The sequence below is a fragment of the Geodermatophilus aquaeductus genome, from assembly GCF_900182545.1.
In the GTDB taxonomy this organism is placed as follows: Bacteria; Actinomycetota; Actinomycetes; order Mycobacteriales; family Geodermatophilaceae; genus Geodermatophilus; species Geodermatophilus aquaeductus.
Genome location: NZ_FXTJ01000021.1, coordinates 1 through 13,255, shown reverse-complemented (window position 1 = coordinate 13,255; position 13,255 = coordinate 1). Strand labels below are relative to the sequence as shown.

At 77.5% G+C, this 13,255-nt stretch carries 14 protein-coding genes, 1 pseudogene and 1 riboswitch; of the genes and pseudogenes, 7 read left to right on the top strand and 8 right to left on the bottom strand.

Going from position 1 to position 13,255, the window contains the following annotated elements; genetic code table 11:
• Positions 1-30: 30 nt before the first annotated feature.
• Both FN207_RS25605 and FN207_RS25600 read right to left on the bottom strand, forming a co-directional pair.
• Positions 31-1,818 (bottom strand): glycosyltransferase, encoded by a 1,788-nt coding sequence (locus tag FN207_RS25605; RefSeq protein WP_142461279.1) that lies wholly within the window; start codon positions 1,816-1,818, stop codon positions 31-33.
• Positions 1,815-3,068: a glycosyltransferase gene (locus tag FN207_RS25600; protein ID WP_142461278.1), complete on the bottom strand. Its 1,254-nt coding sequence runs from the start codon at positions 3,066-3,068 to the stop codon at positions 1,815-1,817. The genes FN207_RS25605 and FN207_RS25600 overlap by 4 nt, the downstream gene beginning before the upstream one ends.
• An 80-nt stretch (positions 3,069-3,148) precedes the next feature.
• On the opposite strand from FN207_RS25600, the gene FN207_RS25595 reads away from it, so the two are divergent.
• From FN207_RS25595 to FN207_RS26610, 3 genes are read left to right on the top strand one after another with little or no spacing between them, the layout of a single operon-like run.
• Positions 3,149-4,207 carry a glycosyltransferase family 9 protein gene (locus FN207_RS25595; protein ID WP_142461277.1) on the top strand — a complete coding sequence of 353 codons (1,059 nt, stop codon included), beginning with the start codon at positions 3,149-3,151 and terminating at the stop codon, positions 4,205-4,207.
• Complete coding sequence (locus FN207_RS25590; RefSeq protein WP_142461276.1) at positions 4,204-5,256, top strand: glycosyltransferase; 1,053 nt, start codon at positions 4,204-4,206, stop codon at positions 5,254-5,256. The genes FN207_RS25595 and FN207_RS25590 overlap by 4 nt, the downstream gene beginning before the upstream one ends.
• Positions 5,253-5,429 (top strand): hypothetical protein, encoded by a 177-nt coding sequence (locus tag FN207_RS26610; RefSeq protein ID WP_185938586.1) that lies wholly within the window; start codon positions 5,253-5,255, stop codon positions 5,427-5,429. The genes FN207_RS25590 and FN207_RS26610 overlap by 4 nt, the downstream gene beginning before the upstream one ends.
• Before the next feature lie 55 nt (positions 5,430-5,484).
• On the opposite strand, the gene FN207_RS25585 is transcribed toward FN207_RS26610, so the two are convergent.
• The 4 genes from FN207_RS25585 to FN207_RS25570 all read right to left on the bottom strand — a co-directional run bounded on the left by FN207_RS25585 (position 5,485) and on the right by FN207_RS25570 (position 8,230).
• Entirely contained in the window at positions 5,485-5,895 is a 411-nt protein-coding gene (locus FN207_RS25585; protein ID WP_221888406.1) for a rhodanese-like domain-containing protein, read from the bottom strand.
• Positions 5,892-6,416: a cysteine dioxygenase gene (locus FN207_RS25580; RefSeq protein ID WP_142461275.1), complete on the bottom strand. Its 525-nt coding sequence runs from the start codon at positions 6,414-6,416 to the stop codon at positions 5,892-5,894. The genes FN207_RS25585 and FN207_RS25580 overlap by 4 nt, the downstream gene beginning before the upstream one ends.
• Before the next feature lie 201 nt (positions 6,417-6,617).
• Positions 6,618-7,715 (bottom strand): LLM class flavin-dependent oxidoreductase, encoded by a 1,098-nt coding sequence (locus FN207_RS25575; RefSeq protein WP_142461274.1) that lies wholly within the window; start codon positions 7,713-7,715, stop codon positions 6,618-6,620.
• Positions 7,716-7,729: 14 nt separating this feature from the next.
• Positions 7,730-8,230 (bottom strand): NADPH-dependent FMN reductase, encoded by a 501-nt coding sequence (locus FN207_RS25570; RefSeq protein ID WP_142461273.1) that lies wholly within the window; start codon positions 8,228-8,230, stop codon positions 7,730-7,732.
• Between the two features lie 64 nt (positions 8,231-8,294).
• Positions 8,295-8,408: riboswitch (SAM riboswitch) on the top strand.
• Positions 8,409-8,444: 36 nt separating this feature from the next.
• Between FN207_RS25570 and FN207_RS25565 the strand changes: the two genes are divergently transcribed.
• Positions 8,445-9,803, top strand: coding sequence for an aminotransferase class V-fold PLP-dependent enzyme (locus FN207_RS25565; protein WP_142461272.1), 1,359 nt, complete (start codon positions 8,445-8,447; stop codon positions 9,801-9,803).
• A 2-nt stretch (positions 9,804-9,805) separates the two neighbouring features.
• On the opposite strand, the gene FN207_RS25560 is transcribed toward FN207_RS25565, so the two are convergent.
• On the bottom strand, positions 9,806-10,717 hold the full coding sequence (locus tag FN207_RS25560) for a glycoside hydrolase family protein (protein ID WP_142461271.1): 912 nt from the start codon (positions 10,715-10,717) through the stop codon (positions 9,806-9,808).
• A 77-nt stretch (positions 10,718-10,794) separates the two neighbouring features.
• Between FN207_RS25560 and FN207_RS25555 the strand changes: the two genes are divergently transcribed.
• Complete coding sequence (locus FN207_RS25555) at positions 10,795-11,772, top strand: sulfotransferase family protein (protein WP_142461270.1); 978 nt, start codon at positions 10,795-10,797, stop codon at positions 11,770-11,772.
• 23 nt (positions 11,773-11,795) lie between these two features.
• Complete coding sequence (locus FN207_RS25550) at positions 11,796-12,284, top strand: beta-class carbonic anhydrase (protein WP_142461269.1); 489 nt, start codon at positions 11,796-11,798, stop codon at positions 12,282-12,284.
• Between the two features lie 2 nt (positions 12,285-12,286).
• Here FN207_RS25550 and FN207_RS25545 read toward each other — a convergent pair whose 3' ends face one another.
• Positions 12,287-12,862: a dihydrofolate reductase family protein gene (locus FN207_RS25545; protein WP_142461268.1), complete on the bottom strand. Its 576-nt coding sequence runs from the start codon at positions 12,860-12,862 to the stop codon at positions 12,287-12,289.
• A 131-nt stretch (positions 12,863-12,993) separates the two neighbouring features.
• Between FN207_RS25545 and FN207_RS25540 the strand changes: the two are divergent.
• A pseudogene (locus FN207_RS25540) lies at positions 12,994-13,255 on the top strand (DUF222 domain-containing protein); the annotation flags it as partial.

Below are 13,255 nucleotides of genomic sequence, written 5' to 3'. Positions count from 1 at the left end.
GTAGGTGCGGGGTCCGACAGTCCCGGGCGGTCAGCGGGCGATCGAGCGGAACAGGTCGACGAGGCGGTCGGCGTGCGCGTCGAAGACGTGCCGCTCGCGGGCGGCCATCGCCGCGGCGTGCCCGCGGCGATCGGCCAGCTCGGCGGCCAGGACGTCGGCGACGTCGTCGGCCGAGCGGTAGAGCAGCCCCGTCCCCTCCTCCCGCAGCACCCTCTCCACCGACACGACCGAGCCGGGGTTGGCCTGCTGCAGCAGCGGCAGCCCGGCGGCGAGCAGCACCGGCAGCCGGGCGGGGGAGTTGAGGTCGTCCCAGGTGGCCCGGCGCAGGTCGCCGCCGTTGACCGCGTCGAAGCGGTGCAGCCACCCGGCGTCGTACCGCGACAGCTCGCGCACCCAGTCCTCCGGCCCGACGGCGGGGTGCACGTGCACGGACCCCGGCGCGCGGGCCAGCGCCTCGTCGAGCCAGCCGGTCCACGAGCCCTTCGCCCCGGGCGCGCGGACCTGCCCGTAGAAGTGGGTGTGCACGCCGCGGCCGGCGAGCGCGAGCACCCAGTCCAGGTCCAGCCCCGAGGGCCGGCCGACGACGGCGGCGTGCGGCTGCCCGTCGGCGTCGGACAGCCGGGGCGAGAGCGGGGCGTCGAGCCACTCGCGCTTGGGCAGGTCGCCGTCGAGGACGCCGAGGCGTGCGGGGTCGACCCGCCCCGACAGCGCGAGGGCGAACCAGTCGCGCTCCTCCTCGGTGGCCAGCAGGACGGCGTCGGCGCCGCACACCAGGTCGGCCAGCAGCGGCCACTCCCCGCGCACCAGGCTGCGCTGCGGCGCCTCCTTGTAGTGCCACACGAACGGCAGGTCGGGGAACGCCTGCCGCACCGCGTGCGCCAGCGGCACCGCTCGCCAGTTCAGCTGCGCCCACACGACGTCGGGGGCCAGCGCCGCGACCTCCTCGCGCCACCGGTCGCGGTCGAGGTCGGGGACGGAACCGAAGGGCAGCGGCCCCACGGTGGCGTCGCCGAGCGCCTGGTCGGTCCACAGACCGGTGAGGGAGTGCCCGCGCTCGGCCAGCGCCAGCACCCGCTCGGGGTTGAACGCGAGCTCGCCGACGACGAGCACCCGCAGCCCGTCCGGCGACGGCGGGTACTCGCGCTCGCGGAACCGCGCGTAGCGGGCGACCTCGTCGACCTCGCTGCCGTCGGTGGAGGCGAAGCGCAGCGGCTGCGCGACGCGGTAGCGGGTGCGGAACACGTTGAGGCCGCCGTCGGAGGACTCGCGGATCGCCCGTGATCGCTGCCCGGGGTGCTGCGTCCAGGCGCAGGTGACGTGGCCGGTGCCGGTCGCCGTCCCGCGGGCGGCCACCCGCGACCACATCAGCCGGTCGAGGTCGTCGGTCTCGAGCTCCGCGCGCTCGGTCCAGCGGTCACCGGTGCGCCGGTGCGCCACCTGGACGAGCTGGGCGTAGGGCGTGCCGGCCGGCTGGTCGAGCTCGGCGCGGGCCAGCACCACGGCGTCGTCGTCGAGGGCGCGCAGCAGCGTGCCCAGGTGCGCGGGGAACCAGACGTCGTCGGCCGGCAGGTACGCGACGACCGGCGCGGTGGTCTCGTCCAGCGCCCGGTTGAGGGCCGCGCCCAGGCCGCGGTTGTCGTCGGTGCGCACCAGCCGCAGCCGCGGGTCGGCCGGGACGGCGACCGGCTCGCGGGACCCGTCGTCGACGACCACCGCCTCCCACGCCGTCTCCTCCTGCGCGAGCAGCGACTCCAGTGCCCGCGGCAGGTAGGCCGCCTGCTCGTGCACCGGCACGAGGACGGCGACCCTCGGGGTCACGCCGCGGGCTCGAGGTCGCTGCGCACGCCGAGCAGCCGCTCGTAGACCGCGGCCACCCGCGCCGACAGCGCCGGCCACGCGTAGTCGGCCGAGCGGGCCCGGGCGCCGGCGGCCAGCCGCGCGCGAAGCCCGCGGTCCGCGGTCACCCGGTCGAGCGCGGCGGCGAGCGCGTCGACGTCGCCGGGCGGCACGAGCAGCCCGGTGACCCCGTCGCGGACCACCTCGGGGATCCCGCCGACGTCGCTGGCCACCACCGGCAGCCCCGCGGCCATCGCCTCGGTGAGCACCGAGCCCATCTCCTCGTAGGCCGAGGGCAGCACCAGCACGTCGAGGGAGGCCAGCACCGCCGGTACCCGGGCGTGCTCGACGAAGCCGGCCAGGGTGGTCCGGTCGGCGCCCGGGCCCGTGGCGGCCAGCCGCTCGACCCGCGCCCGGTCGGGGCCGTCGCCGACGACGACGAGCGACGCGGTCTCCCGCATCCGCCCGAACGCCTCGACCAGCCGGTCGGGCCGCTTCTGCGGCGCGAGGCGCCCGACGTAGCCGATCCGCGGGCGGGCGACCCCGGGGAACACGTCGCCGGTGGAGCCGGCGAACAGCGCCGGGTCGAAGCCGGACGGGATGACCGACACCCGCTCGGCGGGGACACCGTCGTCGTGGACGGCCGCGGCGGTGCGCCCGGTGAGGACCACGACGGCGTCGGCGCGCCGCAGCGTGCTCCGCTCGATCCACCCGCCGAGCGCGCGCACCAGCCACACCTTGGGGCCGCGGCCGGTGAGCGTGTGCCCGACGCTGCAGTGCAGGGTCACCACGAGGGGGCAGCCGTGCACGCGGGCGGCGAGCCGGGCCAGCGGCAGCGTGGCGAGGTCCTCGCCCTGGTGGGCGTGCACGACGTCGACCGGGCCGCGGCGCCCGGCCCGCAGCACGGCGCGCAGCCCCGCGATCGCCCACAGCTGGCGCAGGCGGGGGACCGGCACCCCGGTGCGGTGCACGCGGGCGCCGTCCCCGAGCCGGGTGGTGCTCCGCGGGCCGGCCAGCCGGGCGGTCACGACCGTCTGCCGCAGCCCCCGGGCGTCCAGGCACCGGGTGAGCGTGGCCGTGTGGTTCTGCATGCCGCCGATGGGGTCGAAGCGCGTCGCGCGGGGATCGAGCTCCCCGGGGAGCCCGCCCGGCCGAGCGCGGCCGGTCGCCGCGGGGGGTTCGAACACGCTGCACAGGCGCAGCACGTGCAGGTCGGCAGCGGGGCGGGACACGCAGGGGACCTCCGGTTCGCTGGGGAGACCCGTAGTGCACCACGGGTTAGGGAACGACACAGCACGGGAAGGGGGCGCGGGTGACGCCGCCGCTCGCCGACCCCGCCGTCCGCCGCCTGGCGCTGGTCCGGCTGCGGGTGGGCCTCGGCGACCTGCTGTGCACCGTGCCGGCGCTGCGCCGGCTGCGCGCCGCGCGGCCCGACGTCGAGGTGACGCTGGTGACCTTCGGCCGCATGGCGCCGGTGGTCGAGCGGCTCGGCGTGCCCGTCGCGCTGCTGCCCTTCCCGGGCGCCGAGGGGATCCCCGACGGCCCGGTCGACACCGCCGGCTGGGCGCCGTTCACCGCCGCCGCCCGCGACCGCGGCTTCGACCTCGCGCTGCAGGCCTACGGCGACCGGCCCGCCGCCAACCGGGTGACCGCCGCGCTCGGCGCCCGCCTTCCCGGCGGTTTCGCGCCCACCGGCTGGGACCCGCCGGCCGGCACGGAGGCGCTGCACCTGCGCTACCCGCTGGCGCTGCACGAGGCGGCGCGGCACGTGGCGCTGCTGGAGCACCTGGGGCTGCCGCCCGGCGGCGAGGCGCGCATGGACTTCCCGCTCACCGCCGACGACGAGGCGGAGCACGCCGCCACGCTCGCCGCCGCCGGCCTGGAGCCCGGCCGCTACGCCGTGCTGCACCCCGGCGCGTCCGCGCCCACCCGCCGCTGGCCGGTCGAGCGCTACGCCGCGGTCGGCGACGCGCTGGCCGCCGAGGGGCTCGACGTCGTCGTCACCGGCGTGCCCGCCGAGCGGGAGATCTCCGCGCGGGTGGTCGCGGCGATGCGCGCCCCGGCTGTCGACCTCACCGGCGCCACCAGCCTCGGCGGGCTGGCCGCGCTGCTGCGCGACAGCGCGGTGCTCGTGGGCAACGACACCGGCTCGGCGCACCTGGCCGCCGCCGTCGGGGCCCGCAGCGTCACGGTGTTCCTGCCCGGCGACCCGGTCCGGTGGGCGCACCCCGGCCCCCGGCACCGCGCGCTCACCCCGACCGTGGCCTGCGCGCCGTGCCCGCACCTGGCCTGCCCCATCGAGTTCCGGTGCGCGCAGACGGTGCAACCGGACGCGGTGGCCGGTGCGGCGCTCGAGCTGGCCGCCTCGTGAGGGTCTCCTTCGTCTCGGACTCCGACGCGTGGGGCGGGGCCGAGGTGTGGCTGTCGCACCACCTGCGCCGCGCGGCGGGGTGCGGGTGGACGGCGTCGCTGGTGTGCGCCGAGCCGGTGGCGGAGGGCTTTGCCCGCTTCGACGTCGACCGCGCCGTCGTCCCGCTGACCCGGCACACCGCCGCTGCGCCGGCCACCCGCGCGGCGCTGGCGGCGCAGCGGCCCGACGTCGTGGTGGTCAACCTGGTCGACCCCTCCTCCAACGGCGCCGCCGTCGACGCCGCCCTCGCGGAGGCACCGGCCGTGGGCGTGCTGCACCTCGTCGGCGACACCCGCAGCGGCGACGAGCGGGCCGCGCTGTCGGCGCGCTACCGGCGGCTGGCCGCGGTGGTCGGCACCTCCGAGGAGGCCCGCGCGCAGGTGGTGGCCGATCTCGGCGTCGACCCGGCGCGGGCGCACGCGGTGCGCAACGGCGTCGACGTCCCGCCGGACCCCGCCGGCCCGGCCGGCCACCCGGTGCCCCGGATCGGCGCGTTCGGCCGGCTGACCACGCAGAAGGGCTTCGACGTGCTGCTCGATGCCCTGCGCCGGGTGGACCTGCCCTTCGACGCCGTCATCGGCGGTGCGGGCCGCGACGGCGAGGCGCTGCGGGCGGCGGCCGTCGGCCTGCCGGTGACCTTCCCGGGCTGGGTGACCGACGCCCGCGCCTTCCTCGCCGGCCTCGACCTGTTCGTGCTGTCCTCGCGGGTGGAGGCGCTGCCGCTGGCGCTGCTGGAGGCGATCGCCGAGGGGCTGCCGTGCGTGGCCACCGACGTCGGCGACGTGCGCAGCGCGCTGGGGGAGGACGCCGTCGTCGTGCCGGTCGAGGACCCCGGTGCGCTGGCGGCCGCCGTGCGCGGGCTTCTCGCCGACCCGGCGGCGCGGGCCGACCTCGGCCGGCGGGCCCGGGCGCGCGCGGAGCGCGACCTCGGTGCGGACCTCATGGCCCGGCGCACCTTCGCCGTCCTCGACGGCGTGGCGCGGGACGCAGCGGGTACGGCCGCCCCATGAGCAAGAACAACGACGCCGACGCCCAGCGTGCCGCCGCCCGCGAGGCGAAGAAGCAGGGGATGTCGCCCAGCGAGGCCGGGGTGACCACCGGGGCCTCGAAGCAGACGAACCACGTCCGCACGGGCGACGACCGGCACGAGCACTCCAGCGCCCAGGGCAAGAGCAAGAGCTAGCAGGGTCCGGGGACGGCGGCCCCCCTCCGTCGGAGGCCGCCGTCCCCGTCCCGGCTCAGGCGGCGGGACCGCCGGTGGTGGGCAGGCCGTCGGCCACCCAGGCCCGGTGCCCGCCGATGACGTCGCTGGCCCGCGCCAGCCCCAGGGAGCGCAGCGCGTCGGCGGCCAGGCTCGAGGTGTAGCCCTCCTGGCACAGCACGACGACGTCGACGTCGTAGCCGGTGGCCTGCGGCAGCCGTGCGTCGCTCTCCGGGTCGAACCGCCACTCGAGGTGGTTGCGCTCGACGACGACCGCGCCGGGCACCTCGCCCTCGGCCTCGCGCTGCGACTGCGGCCGGATGTCGACGAGCACCGCGCCCGCGGCCACCCGCTCCGCGGCCTGCGCCGGGGTGATCCGGGTGATCCGCGAGCGCGCCTCCTCCAGCAGCTGGTCGATGCTCCTCGCGCCGGGTGGACGCCCGCTCACCAGTCGACGCCCGCCTTCTCGGTGCCGGTGCGCAGCAGGGTGCCCTCCTCGAGGCGGTAGCTGTTCATCAGGGACAGGCCCGGGGTGTAGGCGTGCACGCTCACGGCGGGCAGCGTCCCCCGGTTGGTCACGCGGTGCACGTGGTGGGGGCCGAAGGGGCGCACCCGGCCGGCCCAGAGCTCGGTGGCGGCCTCGCGGACGGCGCCGGGCGCACCGCCGACGACGTCCTCGGTGAGGACCCCGCCGACGACGGCGAAGGCGCCCGCCGAGCCACCGTGGTCGTGCAGCGGGGTGCCCTGGCCGGGCAGCCAGGTCAGCAGCCAGACCTGGGCGGCGGCGAGGTCGTCGTGCAGGGAGGGGTCGACGAGGGCGGCGGCCTCCTCGGCGGGCAGCAGGCCGGTCCAGCGGCTGCCCGCGCGGTACTGGACGCGGGGCAGCCACTCGTCGGAGGCGGCGAGCAGCGCGGCGGCGAGGGCGGCGGCCGAGGTGGTGCGGGCGGCAGGGGACAGCAGGGAGGTCATGAGTGGGGGGTTCTCCGGGGTGCGGGCGCGCGGGAGCCCGTGTTGGGGCGGCGCGGAGGGGTGGGGGTCCGGGCGGTCAGGCGGCCGGACACAGCGCGCTGGCGACCCGCAGCAGGTCCACGGCGGACCGGCGGGTGAGCGTCAGGGCGGGGGCCACGGGGCCATGTGACCGCGGCGCGGTAACCCGTGTCAAGTCGATCGTCATGGTGCGGTTTGGCGTGTCGCGCCGAGCAGCGGCAGGACCTCCTCGCCCACCCGCCACGCCTCCTCCAGGTGCGGATAGCCCGACAGCACGAACTCCTCGATGCCCAGCGCCGCGTACTCCGCCAGCCGCTCGGCCACCTGCTCGTGGCTGCCCACCAGCGCCGTCCCGGCGCCCTCGCGGACCAGGCCGATGCCGGCCCACAGGTTGGGTGCCACCTCCAGCGACCGCGCTCCCGCGGTCGCCGTGCCGCCGTGCAGGGAGGCCATCCGCGCCTGCCCGACGGAGTCCATCCGCGCGAACCTCTCCTGCGTCGCGGCGATCGCCGACGCCGGTATCCCGGCCAGCATCCGGTCGGCGTGCGCCCAGGCCTCCTCGGGGGTGTCGCGCGTGACCACGTGCAGCCGCATGCCGAAGCGGACCGTGCGCCCGTGGGCGGCGGCCTTCTCCCGCACCCGGTCCAGGCGGGGCGCCACCATCGCGGGCGGCTCGCCCCAGGTCAGGTAGCGGTCGACCCAGCGGGCGGTGACCTCCTCGGCGGCCGGCGACGCGCCACCCAGGTACACCGGCGGGACGACGTCGGGCGGCCGGGTCAGGCCGGCGTTCTCGGCCCGTACGTGCACGCCGTCGACGTCGAACCGCTCGCCGGCGAGGCTGCGGGTGAGCACCTCGAGGAACTCCCCGGTGCGGGCGTAGCGCTCGTCGTGGTCGAGGAAGTCGCCGTAGGCCCGCTGCTCCACCGGGTCGCCGCCGGTGACGATGTTGAGCCGCAGCCGCCCGCCCGACAGCCGCTGGAACGACGCGGCCTGCTGGGCGGCCAGGGTGGGGAGCACGAAGCCGGGCCGGAAGGCGACGAGGAAGTGCAGCCGGGAGGTGAGGGGCACCAGCGCGGCGCAGACCACCCAGGCGTCCTCGCAGCCGGAGCCGGTGGGGGTGAGCACGGCGGCGAAACCGGCCTGCTCGGCCTGCGCGACGGCGCCGAGGTACTCCAGCGTCGGACGGCGGCGCAGGGCCGCGGCGTTGTGGCCGCGGTCGGTGGTCGCCGGGCCGACGTCGGCGCCGTCGCCGCGGGTGGGGAGGAACCAGTCGAACTCCACGGGCGCGGCCACCGTCAGGGCCGCCGTGCGGTGCGGGCGGCGGCCACCTGCGGGCCGGCGGCGGCGAGCCAGGCGTCCAGCGGCGCCGGGTCGTCCCAGGTCCGGTCGATGAGGTAGAGGCCGCGGGTGGGCGTGGTGGCGCCGAGCTCGACGAGCAGGGGCTTGAGCAGCAGGTCCGGGGCCAGGGCGTGGGTGGGACCGCCGCCGAGCATGAGGGGCACGGCCACGACGCCGGCGAGGTCGCCGGTGCCGACCTGGTCGAGGAAGAGCTTGAGCAGCCCGGTGTAGGTGGCCTTGTAGGTCGGGCTCGCGACGACGGCGACCTCCGCGGCCTTGAGCGCCTCGACCGCCTCGGCGACGGCCGGGTCGCCCCAGCCGAGCAGGCCCGCCCCGAGGTCGACGACGTCGATGACCCGGTCCGGCGGCGCGCCGGTGAGCCGCTCGACGACGTGCTCGGCGGCGGCCCGCGTGCGGGAGCGCGGCTTGGGGTTGCCGACGACGGCCAGGGTGCCCATGACCAATCCCTACCATCCCGATCGGGTTTGACGGGTTGCCGGGGGCCGTGCCAGGCTCGCTCCCGGTCACGAGTGCCAGCGCGAAGCCCCGGCTCGCTGGCCGGCAACCCTCCTCCGCGAGCGGGTGCCCCGGGTGACGACCAGGCGTCCGCCGCCCGGCGGTGCGCAAACGCGGACCCGCCCGCCGTGGGTCCCCGACCGAGGAGCGACCCCGGTGACCGCCGTCCTGTCCCGCCCCGTCCTGTCCGCGACCGTCCCGGGCCGGCACCCGCTGCTGCCCGTCGTCGGCGGGGGCGAGCACGTGCCGTTGCTGCCCGCCGGCTCGGCGCCCTACGCCGACCTCGACGTCGCCGCCTCCGCCCCGGCGCTGGCCGCCGTGGCGGAGGCGGTGACCGCCGCCCTGCCCGGCTACGCCAGCGTGCACCGCGGCGCCGGCTGGCGCTCCCAGCGGACGACGGCCGCCTACGAGGCCGCCCGGGACACCGTCGCCGCCTTCGTCGGAGCCCGCGACGGCGACGTCGCCGTGTTCACCCGCAACACCACCGACGCCCTCGCCCTGCTGGCCGGCTGCGTGCCGGCGGGGGAGCGGGTCGTCGTCCTCGACTGCGAGCACCACGCCGACCTGCTGCCCTGGCAGCGCCGCGGCCCGGTCACCGTGCTGCCCACCGAGGCCACCGTCGCCGCCACGCTGCGCGCGCTCGGCGCCGAGCTGGTGCGCAGCCGGCCGGCGCTGGTCGCCGTCACCGGTGCCTCCAACGTCACCGGCGAGGCGCTGCCGCTCGACGAGGTCGTCCTGCTGGCGCACGCGGCCGGGGCGCGGGTCGTCGTCGACGGCGCCCAGCTCGTGCCGCACCGCGCGTTCTCCCTGGCCGCGAGCGGCGCGGACTGGGTCGCGTTCTCCGGCCACAAGCTCTACGCGCCCTTCGGCAGCGGCGCGCTCGTGGGCCGCCGCGACTGGCTCGACGAGGGCCCGGCGTACCTGCCCGGCGGTGGCGCGGTCACCGAGGTGAGCGTGGCGGAGACCCGCTGGGCCGCGGCGCCGCACCGGCACGAGGGCGGCACGCCCAACGTGCTGGGCGCGGTCGCGCTCGCCGCGGCGTGCGAGGCGCTCGCCGCGCTGCCCGACGGGGCGCTCGAGGCGCACGAGCGGGCGCTGCGGGCGCGGCTGGTCGAGGGCCTGTCGGCGCTGCCGGGCGTGCGCCTGCTGCGGATCTGGGCGGACTCGGCCGGCCCCACCGGCGTCGTGTCGTTCACCGTCGACGGCGCCGACCCGGGACACCTGGCCGCCGTCCTGTCCGCCGAGCACGGGATCGGCGTGCGCGACGGCCGGTTCTGCGCCCACCCGCTGCTGGCCCGCCTCGGCGTGCCCGGCGGTGCGGTGCGCGCCAGTGTCGGGGTGGCCACCACGCTGGCCGACGTCGACCGGCTCGTGGCCGGCGTCGCCGCCTACCTGCGGGAGGGGCCGCGGGTGGCCTACGAGGTCGTCGCCGGGCGCTGGCAGCCGGCCGCCGACCCGCGGCCCGGTGCCGCCGCTTCCGCCCGGGCCGCCGGCTGCGGGCCCGCCGGCCGGTGAGCTCAGGCGGGGAGGACCACGGTGCGCAGCTCGTGCGCGCCGTCGGCGCGGGTGGCCTCGTAGTACCAGCGCGCACCGCCGCCGGGCAGCGCGACGACGTCGGCGTAACGCAGCCCGTGCGGCGCGTGCGGGCTCTGCAGGTGCGGGCCGTCCGCGGCGGCGCGGAAGCCTCCCGCGCCGTCGGGTTCGGCGAGCCCGGTGCGCTCCTCCCAGTTCTCCTCCGCGGTGGCCCGGCCGTCGTAGAGCGCCCAGCTGCGCGCGCCGTCGAGGACGACCGCGCTGAACCGCACGCCGCGCGCGTCCCAGCCGCCCGGGCTGCCGGCCAGCGCGGTGCCGCGCCAGGTCCAGGCGACGCCGTCGGGGCTGGTGGCGTGCTCGGTGGTCATGCGGTCGGTGGCGGCGGGGTCGTCGAGCGGGTGGACCGAGGCCCACAGGTGCCACTGCCCGCCGTCCCAGCGGACCACCGGGTCCTTCGGCGCGGTGGTGGCGCTGCCGGGGAGGACCGTGCGCGGCTCGGCGGTGGCGAGGTCCTCGACGGTGGCGGCCTCGAGCAGGTCGACCCGCCAGTGCTTGGTGCCCGGCGTCGCGCAGCTGACGTAGAGCCGCCAGCGCCCCTCCGGCGTGTGCACCAGGGCCGGGCGCTCCAGCGACTCGGCGCCGAAGCGGTCCTTGCCGAGCGCGACCACCGGCTCGAAGCGCACGCCGTCGCCGGAGCGGGCCACCACGTTGCCGAAGCCGCGGCCCTCGCCGACCGGGCGGCGCAGCCGGTAGGCCAGCCACCACGTGCCGTCGACGAGCTGCGCCGACGGGCCGCCGGCCCACGAGCCCGGGCGCGGGTCCTCCGGCTCGACGACGACCGTCGCGTCGGACCAGAAGCGGTCGGGCGCCGGGGGGCGGGGCGCGGACGCGGTCACGCGGCGGCTCCGTTCGGAGGAGGGGACAGGGCTCCCCGTGTGTACACCGCGGCCCGTGCGGGGCAGGGAGGGGACCGATGAGCACCGACGCCGACCGGCTGCCGCAGTTCGTCGTCGCAGGAGCACCCAAGGCCGGGACGACGGCGCTGCACGCGGCGCTCGCCACGCACCCGGGGCTGTACCTGTCGCCGGTCAAGGAGCCGAAGTACTACCTGACCGACGGCCGCCCGCCGCCGCGCAGCGGCCAGCGCGGTCCCGGGGACGCGCACAGCGCGCAGGAGTGGATCTGGCGCCGCGAGGAGTACCTGCGGCTGTTCGACGGCGCCCCGCCCGGGACCGTCCGCGGGGAGAGCACGCCGTTCTACCTGCACGACCGCGCCGCGCAACGTCGGCTGGCCGACGACGTCCCCGAGATCCGGGTCATCGCGATCGTGCGGGACCCGGTGGACCGCGCGTGGTCGAACTGGGTGCACCTGCGCGCCGACGGCCTGGAGCCCGAGGCGGACTTCGCGACCGCCGTCGAGCTCGAGGAGCGGCGGGTCGCCGACGGGTGGGCGCCGTTCTGGCACTACCGCGGGCTCGGCCGCTACGGCGAGCAACTGCGCGACCTGTACGCGGTGCTGCCGCGGTCGCAGGTGCTGCTGCTGCGCTACCGGCAGCTGGTCGACACCCCCCGCGAGACGCTCGACCGGGTCAGTGACTTCCTCGGCGTCGAGCCCGGGGTCGCGCACACGGTGGCGCCGGAGAACGTCAAGCCGTACGTCGCCGACACGGCGCGGTACCGGGCGCTGTCACGGGTGGCCCGCGCAGGCGCGGCGCTCGGTTCGCACGTGCCGCCGCAGGTGTGGCGGCAGGTGTCCCGGCCGCTGCTCGCGGCCCTGCACGCCGGTCGTGCCCCACGACCGGCCATGCCGGTGGAGGTGCGGCGTGCGGTGCTCGCGCCGCTCCTGCCCGACATCGCGCTGCTCGAGGAGCTCACCGGCGAGTCCTTCGACGACTGGCGCCGCGACACCGGCCGCGGCGACTTCCGCTCACGCCGTCCCGCCCAGGCCTGACGGCCCCACGACAGGAGACCCCCGTGTCCGTCACCGACGAACTGCTCGCCGCCAACGAGCGCTACGCCGCGTCCTACCCCGGCCCGCTCCCGCTGCCGCCGGCCCGCCACGTCGCGGTCGTGGCCTGCATGGACGCCCGGCTGGACGTCTTCCGCGCGCTCGGCCTGGCCCAGGGTGACGCGCACGTCATCCGCAACGCCGGCGGGGTGGTGACCGACGACGAGATCCGCTCGCTGGCCATCAGCCAGCGGCTGCTGGGCACGAGGGAGATCGTCCTCGTGCACCACACCGACTGCGGGATGCTGACCTTCACGACCGAGGACTTCCACGACTCGATCGAGCAGGACACCGGGGTGCGCCCGCACTGGTCGGCCGAGGCGTTCTCCGACCTCGAGGAGGACGTGCGGGTGCAGATCCGGAAGATCCTCGACAGCCCGTTCGTCCCGGTGAAGGACAGCGTGCGCGGCTTCGTCTTCGACGTCGCCACGGGGCGGCTCGGTGAGGTGCGCTGACCTCAGCCGGACCGCTCCACGCGGTAGGTCAGGTGGGTGCACACGGGGGAGGCCTCGACGGCGGTCCGCGTGAGCCGGTGCGCGCCGACGCCGGCGAACAGCGGCGTGCCGGCGCCGAGGACCTCGCCCGCCAGGTGCAGGCGCAGCTCGTCGAGCAGCCCGTCGCGCAGGCACGAGCCGACCAGCGCGCCGCCGCCCATGACGAAGACGTCGCGGTCGCCGGCGGCCCGCCTCGCGAGCTCCACCGCGGCGGCCGCGCCGTCGGTGACGAAGGTGAAGTCGTGGGTGGCGGCGAGGCGGTGGCCCGCCGGCGGGCTGCTGGTGACGACGAAGAAGGGCGGGCGGGCGTCGACGGCCGCGCCGTAGCCCATGCCGTCGCTCCATCCCGCGTCGACGTCGTCGAAGGTGCGCCGGCCCATCACCACGGCGCCGGAGGCCGCGGCGTGCCGCTCGAGGACGCCCCGGTCGACGGGGTCGTCGCTGCGGATCGCCCAGGCGTGGAGGGCCTCGACGCCGTCGCCGGTACCGCTCACGAAGCCGTCGAGGGAGACGGTGATGTCGCCGATGACGAGGGTCATGCAGGGGTGACCGCGTCCGCGCCGCGGACTCATCGGCGGGGTGTGTCAAGAGCCGACCCTTGATCGGTGGACAGGCCCCTGAGCTGCGGATACAGGTCGCGGGAGGGCTGGCTCAGCGGTAGAATTCGTACATGTGTTCGGGTGGCCTGGATGGCGGTGACGTCCTCGATGACGTCGCCGCGCTGGTCGCCCAGCGCAACCGGATCGATGCCGCCCTCGCCCGCCGCGTGCGGGCGGCGGAACTCGAGCAGGCACCCGAGCGGGACGGGCAGAAGTCGATGGCCTCGTGGCTGCGGGCGCACTGCCGGCTCTCGGGCCCGGAGGCGTCGCGGCTGGTGCGCAACGGGCGAGCGCTCGAGCACCTGCCCGCGCTGGGCGAGGCTGCCGACGCGG